Origin of the sequence: Xenorhabdus bovienii, assembly GCF_024721015.1 — a bacterium.
GTDB lineage: Bacteria > Pseudomonadota > Gammaproteobacteria > Enterobacterales > Enterobacteriaceae > Xenorhabdus > Xenorhabdus bovienii.
Genome location: NZ_JANAIF010000120.1, coordinates 1 through 5795 on the forward strand (window position 1 = coordinate 1; position 5795 = coordinate 5795).

A 5795-nucleotide genomic window follows, 5' to 3' on the forward strand; every position below is an offset into this window, starting at 1 on the left:
CCTGTTCCTCTTTAGGATATTTTTTATATATTCGGGCATTAGCCTCTGCTTTAATGGCTCCACGTTTGCTGAAATATTGCCTTTTCCTTGTTGGCGAGTAGTAAACGAGTGTCTCTATCATTTTAATAGTCACAATAATCCTCCCGCCACTGAGGTAGCGTTAGTTAATGGGGGGGGTTATTAACCCACCTACTTCAGTAGGTGGTAGTTAAGTCAATCTCCAGACTCAACGAACGTGTACCAAGACTTTGAAGATGAGATCTCCACAATAAAGCGTACTCTGCCCAGTGAAGTTCATGAATCATTTATCAGAAAAATAAAGTATTGGAATAATGCATTAACAGATAATAACAATAAGTAATAGCCCCTCTACGGGGCTTTAAGTCATCCTTGGCTTGTTTGAGGTTTTAAGAAACTTTTGTAAAACCTAACTTTAATTATTCTGCATTAGCACAATTAAGTTTAATCAAAGACTTACATGAGATTTCAGTGTATACAGGACAGCCCCCTACAGGGCTTTTTACTATCCAAACTCTTCCGTCATACGCCATTGACTTATACAATAAGAGTGCTATTATCACTCTATGCATACACCAATGGCGTACTGAAACATGATATTCATTGAGACTCATATATTCACCGAAGACTGTAAAGAGCTGTTAAGTGATGATGAATATCGCGAGTTTCAGCAATATCTTGCAGACAATCCCGCTACGGGTGATGTTATCCAGCACACTGGGGGCTTACGTAAAGTTAGATGGGCATCCAGAGGTAAAGGTAAACGTGGCGGTGTACGCGTCATTTATTATCACAAGGTCGATGTCTCACATATAAGACTGCTTCTGATTTATAAAAAAGGTATTAAAGATGACCTTAGCGAGTCAGAAAAGAAAGTCTTGAGAGCATTAAATGAGGGGTGGTAACAATGGACAGTAAATTATTTTCCAGACTCACTGAAAGCATGACACAGATGAACGAAATCATGAATGGCGAACGTGCTGCTTCTCGTGAAACAACTATTGAGGCAGTGAAAGTAAAAAACATTCGTCAGGCAACCGGATTGAGCCAGACGGGTTTTGCTAAATTAATCTCTGTTAATGTTGGAACCCTTCGTAATTGGGAACAGGGAAGAAGAGAGCCAACAGGCCCAGCAAAAGCATTGTTAAAGGCAATAGAAAAAGATCCGGTTCATGTCTTAAAGGCGTTATCTATGTAGCTTACTAATCCCCATCACGGGGCTTTTGTGCTTATTTTAAGCAATCAACTGTTATGATTACCGCAAAAAATGTAAGGATGTTATGAAAAGGATACTAATAGCATGTGCAGCGCTTACCTTAATAGGGTGCGGTGATAACTACAGTGAATATAACGGAATATACACCTGTAAAGTAGGCAGGCTAATGAATTATGTAGCAGTAGACCGAGGAAGTGAATATTCTTTTCCGCTGGGGACAGTGAAAGCCAGAATGATTTTTAACAATGGGGTTATGATCATTAATGGAATGAAGTCAGGTGATTATGTTGGACATGAAATGGCTTTAACCGCACTGCCAGTAGCACAGGATGGCAGAAAGCTAATGTTTAAATATGATGATGGTGAGCTTAGTGAAGATTTTTCTCCCCATGACGGTATAGCAACAATTACGATTGGTAACCCGCGTAACGACGGAATAATGCTGCGGCTCATTAACTGCAAAAAAGAGTGAAAATAATTCTCTCTGAAAGCTAAACAGCCCCATCACGGGGCTTACTTGATAAGATTATAAAAGAAGAAGAACAGGATCACGTACAAAACGAAAGAAAAAAACTTTTGGGTTTTTGTTTTCTGTTTTCGTTTACCATCTGTCATTTTTGTTGAGTATGAAAGGCCTGTCCCCGGTATTCCGAGAGTTGCCTTAGTGCCTTTCTTACCAATATTTATCGTGGCTCCTTTACCCCCAATAGAGGTACTGACACCGCTCTTGCTGATGTTGATGTATATTCCAGGCGCTATTTTGATTCTTTTTCTGAATTTAAGACCCATAATTACCCCGCATTACATTGTTTTATTTAGAATATTTCTAATACTTATAGTGCAGTCTAACGAGATGTTCAATGATCAAGATTTCGACCATCAAGGCCAAACCTAACTCTAGCAAATTGCAAAAATTAGGTAGGCTAAGTAATTATTTTTCTTTCTGAGCAGCCCACTGAGCAAAAACTTTGGCTACCTTCATGATGTCTTCTTCTTTTTTAGAAAGTAGCCTCTTAAATTCTTCTACTTCACTTTGAAATGTAGCAGCTGCATCTTCTGGTGACATGCTCGAATCAATAGGACTTACGCTAACATCAAGTGCATCTTGCAAAATTTGAACAATCTCAGAGTTCATTGATCTGCCGTTCTCATCTGCTCTTTTGGCAACAGCCTCCCTCATGCCATCAGGAAGTCGAAGCATGAATTTATCTTGAGCCGCCACGAGCTTTTTCGTCATTTTTATCACCTTCTAATTTATCTCTAAATAGATGGTAATAGCATATTGACACCATGTAAATGTATGTCATACTGACATCATGTCATTATGACATCATTTGTGGGGAGAAAAAGGTGATGAACGCCAATGTAGATGCAAAAAAGAAAAGTGAAGTAATGCAGTTAAGAACAACGAAGTTCCTGAAAGAGCAGGTTTGTTCGTTATCTGAACGGGATGGTATTTCGAAGAATTCAGTTATGAATCAGGCTATAGCTTGGTATGTAAATGAGAGAGCAAGAAGTGTGGCTCAATAAAGACGAAACCTCGAAGGCAGCCACCAACGAGGCTTCTAAATCTTCAAACCGTGAAAAGCAATTAAAGATTACGTCAACCCTAACAAAGAGAGTGACAAAGTGAATATAGCAAATAATAACCTACCTGTCATTGCGGGTGTAGAAATCACCACCGACTCAGAAGGTCGTTTCAATCTAAATGCGCTTCATAAGGCAAGTGGTGGGGAGAATGCAAAACGCCCATCATTATGGTTGAACAATAAGCAGGTACAAGAGCTAATAGATGAGCTAAGCAAGAATTCCTGCTTAGGTCAGGAAGTAATCAAATCAGTGCGTGGTGGCACTACCCCCGGCACTTTCGCCCATGAACTTCTCGCTGTTTCATACGCAGGATGGATAAGCCCATCATTCCAATTGCAGGTCAACCAGACATTCATTGATTACCGTTCTGGTAAGTTGGTTGATCAAGTTCAGGTGCAGATCCCTCAATCCTTACCCGAAGCACTTCGCCTTGCCGCTGACTTAGCAGAACAGAAAGCGGAACTTGAGCACAAGGTCGAAGAAATGAAACCGGATGTCGCAGCACTGGAGCGTATCGCAAAATCAGACGGTTCTATGTGTGTAACGGATGCTGCAAAACAGTTACAGGTAAAGCCAAAGTCATTGTTTGACCTGATGAGTCATAACAAATGGATTTACCGTCGCATGGGAACCCCTTCCCTTGGGTTGGCTATCAAGAAAAAATCCAGCAGAGGTTAATTGAGCATAAGGTTACTGTTGTGATTAAGCCTGATGGTGAAGAGAAAACAGTATCTCAAGTTCGCATCACTCCGAAAGGCATTTCGAAGCTGGCCAAGATATTGAGTGTGGATAAAGCAGCGTAAGGATTTGAAGGCCAAGGATGGCTGAGGGATAGTTAAATTATCACATTACGTTATTAATGCAACCGATTAACTCGCTATAAATTTGATTTACGAAGCACTTCCCAAATTCACAAAGGTTATCTTTACAAAAAGTGACAATCACGCGATAAATAGTGTCGCTTTATCACTGTAAAACGGTGAAGCCACCAACTGGTGGAACAGTCAGGGCTTCTTATACAACGTCTAATATCATCTCAAGGAAAATAGACATGTTAAGTATACCAGTTAATGAACCAAGTAAAACTATTAACGTCCCATTTCATGGCTCAGATCTATATGTCGTTAATTATAACGGCGAGCCGTATGTACCGATGAAGCCGATTGTCGATGGCATGGGGCTAGCTTGGCAATCGCAGTTAGAGAAGATAAAACAAAGGTTTAAATCAACTGTAACGGAAATCGTTATAGTTGCCGCAGATGGTAAAAAGAGGGAGATGATTTGCATTGCCCTCCGCAAACTTGCTGGCTGGTTAGCAACTATCAGCCCCAATAAAGTTAAAGCATCGATCAGGGATAAAGTTATCCGGTATCAAGATGAGTGCGACGATGTTCTTTATGAATACTGGACTACGGGTGAGGTTAAGGCGAAGACCAAAACCACAGTCCAACAACGGAACCCACTAAAGAACGCCGTTAACCTTCTGGTCAGCAAGAAAGGTATCATGTACCCAGAGGCTTATTCGTTAGTTCACCAACGCTTCAATGTAGAGCATATAGATGAACTGACAGCCGATCAGTTACCACAGGCTATCGAATATGTTCACAAGATGGCAATGGAGGGTGAATATCTTGGCAAAGAAGAATTGCCAGTCCTGCATGGTTATTCTGGATTCAGCGGAAAATTACTAATGGAACTGGAAAACGGCGAGGTTGTTTTATTCCTCAGCACTGACACCAAATCACCATGTAGCGACCATAAATGACTTTATGGAAATAGCCCAACGTGCTGGCTATCTGCTGATACATAAAGAAGATATGCAGCCCATGATGAAGGCGTTAGAAAGCTACAAGTTCAACGCATAACCCCAAGCCACGGATGGCTTGTAACCAGCCTTGCATTATATACATTGACTGTCTTATTGGTGCTGCTAATCTGTACACATACAGAAAAAGAGGTGCATATGGAAAAAGTTAACGACATCCAAAAGATAACGAGACAGGCTGATAATTCAAAGCGTGAGCCTACTGATGCAACTAACTCTATTGATGATGCTCGTTCCGAAGCGTTCAGGAAAGCCTTGCTGCATACTCAAACTAAATATGCAGATATTATAAAGGCATTGGAAGATAAATAATGGATATTCAATTTCTCTCAACAGAAGAAGTTATTGAAATTCAGAGAAAAACACTTCCGAATAGCGGCGAGCCTGATGTTAATAAACTTGAGGGTGCTTTATTTCGTGTCCAGACATTGAGAGATTATGAAGGATGCGAAGATGTTTTCAAATTTGCAGCTATGTACTTGATAGCGATAGCTAAATCACACGCTTTCAATGATGCAAACAAACGAACAGCTTTTCAGGCAACGAGTATCTTCTTAATACTCAATGGATTTGAACTCAATGCGTCATTTGAGCTGGTAAAATTGACAATATTGGCAGCTATTGGTGAGGCCGATTGCGACAATACCGCTTTCGCACTAAAGATTTTGTCTAATTACCGGAATGACCTTTTGGAAGAGACCGTTACTGGCTATGGGATATAATTAGTAATCACAACCGTTAATATTCACTATGAGAAAAACAATCCGTTCAGAACTCACGATTAAGCGGCTGCATAACCATGCGGTCGCGCAACAATTACGTGGGTTCATTTATGAAAGTAAGAAATCGTGCTGTCAGACGACATCACATGTACCGCTTAAAGGCAAAACGTAGTAAGTATCATAATGCTGGTGGTCAACCTGATAAAACATCAGCAGGAATATGTTATCGGACACCTTGCCTATGCTCTTGCTGGATGTGCGCAAACCATCGTGCTGTGTTCGGAATGGGTATCAAAGAGATTCGGGATAGAGCTAAATATACTGATTAACTCCAAACTACGGATGGCTTGAATGAAATTTATGACAGGCGATTAATTAATCAAATAGTAAAAAGAAAATACCCGCTGTAGTGTGTGCTAGACAA

At 40.5% G+C, this 5795-nt stretch carries 11 protein-coding genes; 9 read left to right on the plus strand and 2 right to left on the minus strand.

Translation table 11 applies throughout. The features are described from left to right. The first annotated feature begins 611 nt into the window (after positions 1-611). The 3 genes from NXS07_RS18270 to NXS07_RS18280 all read left to right on the plus strand — a co-directional run bounded on the left by NXS07_RS18270 (position 612) and on the right by NXS07_RS18280 (position 1706). The gene (locus NXS07_RS18270) at positions 612-923 is read left to right on the plus strand and encodes a type II toxin-antitoxin system RelE/ParE family toxin (protein ID WP_038223617.1); all 312 of its coding nucleotides are present in this window, start codon (positions 612-614) and stop codon (positions 921-923) included. 2 nt (positions 924-925) lie between these two features. Next, entirely contained in the window at positions 926-1216 is a 291-nt protein-coding gene (gene nadS, locus NXS07_RS18275; protein WP_038182073.1) for a NadS family protein, read from the plus strand. A 184-nt stretch (positions 1217-1400) separates the two neighbouring features. Beyond that, positions 1401-1706, plus strand: coding sequence for a hypothetical protein (locus NXS07_RS18280; protein WP_155271852.1), 306 nt, complete (start codon positions 1401-1403; stop codon positions 1704-1706). 41 nt (positions 1707-1747) lie between these two features. Here the strand turns inward: NXS07_RS18280 and NXS07_RS18285 are convergent, their stop codons facing one another. Together NXS07_RS18285 and NXS07_RS18290 are read right to left on the minus strand one after the other, a co-directional pair. Beyond that, positions 1748-2023: a DUF4236 domain-containing protein gene (locus tag NXS07_RS18285; RefSeq protein ID WP_046336593.1), complete on the minus strand. Its 276-nt coding sequence runs from the start codon at positions 2021-2023 to the stop codon at positions 1748-1750. A 142-nt stretch (positions 2024-2165) separates the two neighbouring features. Then, positions 2166-2471: an Arc family DNA-binding protein gene (locus NXS07_RS18290; protein WP_038223619.1), complete on the minus strand. Its 306-nt coding sequence runs from the start codon at positions 2469-2471 to the stop codon at positions 2166-2168. Positions 2472-2584: 113 nt separating this feature from the next. On the opposite strand from NXS07_RS18290, the gene NXS07_RS18295 reads away from it, so the two are divergent. The 6 genes from NXS07_RS18295 (at position 2585) to NXS07_RS18315 (ending at position 5371) form a co-directional block, all read left to right on the plus strand. After that, a complete protein-coding gene (locus tag NXS07_RS18295) occupies positions 2585-2764 on the plus strand; it encodes a hypothetical protein (protein ID WP_155271853.1) in 180 nt (59 codons plus the stop codon). 99 nt (positions 2765-2863) lie between these two features. Continuing rightward, on the plus strand, positions 2864-3502 hold the full coding sequence (locus tag NXS07_RS18300; protein WP_051863036.1) for a KilA-N domain-containing protein: 639 nt from the start codon (positions 2864-2866) through the stop codon (positions 3500-3502). Continuing rightward, positions 3433-3627, plus strand: coding sequence for a phage antirepressor KilAC domain-containing protein (locus tag NXS07_RS21860; RefSeq protein ID WP_071827791.1), 195 nt, complete (start codon positions 3433-3435; stop codon positions 3625-3627). The genes NXS07_RS18300 and NXS07_RS21860 overlap by 70 nt, the downstream gene beginning before the upstream one ends. A gap of 248 nt (positions 3628-3875) precedes the next feature. Next, positions 3876-4589 (plus strand): phage antirepressor N-terminal domain-containing protein, encoded by a 714-nt coding sequence (locus NXS07_RS18305; protein ID WP_082243317.1) that lies wholly within the window; start codon positions 3876-3878, stop codon positions 4587-4589. 198 nt (positions 4590-4787) lie between these two features. After that, on the plus strand, positions 4788-4961 hold the full coding sequence (locus NXS07_RS18310) for a hypothetical protein (protein ID WP_155270976.1): 174 nt from the start codon (positions 4788-4790) through the stop codon (positions 4959-4961). Further along, positions 4958-5371, plus strand: a complete 414-nt coding sequence (locus tag NXS07_RS18315) for a type II toxin-antitoxin system death-on-curing family toxin (protein WP_052726022.1) — start codon at positions 4958-4960, stop codon at positions 5369-5371. Before NXS07_RS18310 ends, NXS07_RS18315 begins: the two co-directional genes overlap by 4 nt. Positions 5372-5795: the final 424 nt, after the last annotated feature.

Bases quoted from the DNA above. Each gene is read 5' to 3' on its own strand.
- NXS07_RS18270 (WP_038223617.1), top strand. From the start codon at position 612: ATGATATTCATTGAGACTCATATATTCACCGAAGACTGTAAAGAGCTG.
- nadS (WP_038182073.1), top strand. From the start codon at position 926: ATGGACAGTAAATTATTTTCCAGACTCACTGAAAGCATGACACAGATG.
- NXS07_RS18280 (WP_155271852.1), top strand. From the start codon at position 1,401: ATGAATTATGTAGCAGTAGACCGAGGAAGTGAATATTCTTTTCCGCTG.
- NXS07_RS18285 (WP_046336593.1), bottom strand. From the start codon at position 2,023: ATGGGTCTTAAATTCAGAAAAAGAATCAAAATAGCGCCTGGAATATAC.
- NXS07_RS18290 (WP_038223619.1), bottom strand. From the start codon at position 2,471: ATGACGAAAAAGCTCGTGGCGGCTCAAGATAAATTCATGCTTCGACTT.
- NXS07_RS21860 (WP_071827791.1), top strand. From the start codon at position 3,433: ATGGATTTACCGTCGCATGGGAACCCCTTCCCTTGGGTTGGCTATCAA.
- NXS07_RS18305 (WP_082243317.1), top strand. From the start codon at position 3,876: ATGTTAAGTATACCAGTTAATGAACCAAGTAAAACTATTAACGTCCCA.
- NXS07_RS18310 (WP_155270976.1), top strand. From the start codon at position 4,788: ATGGAAAAAGTTAACGACATCCAAAAGATAACGAGACAGGCTGATAAT.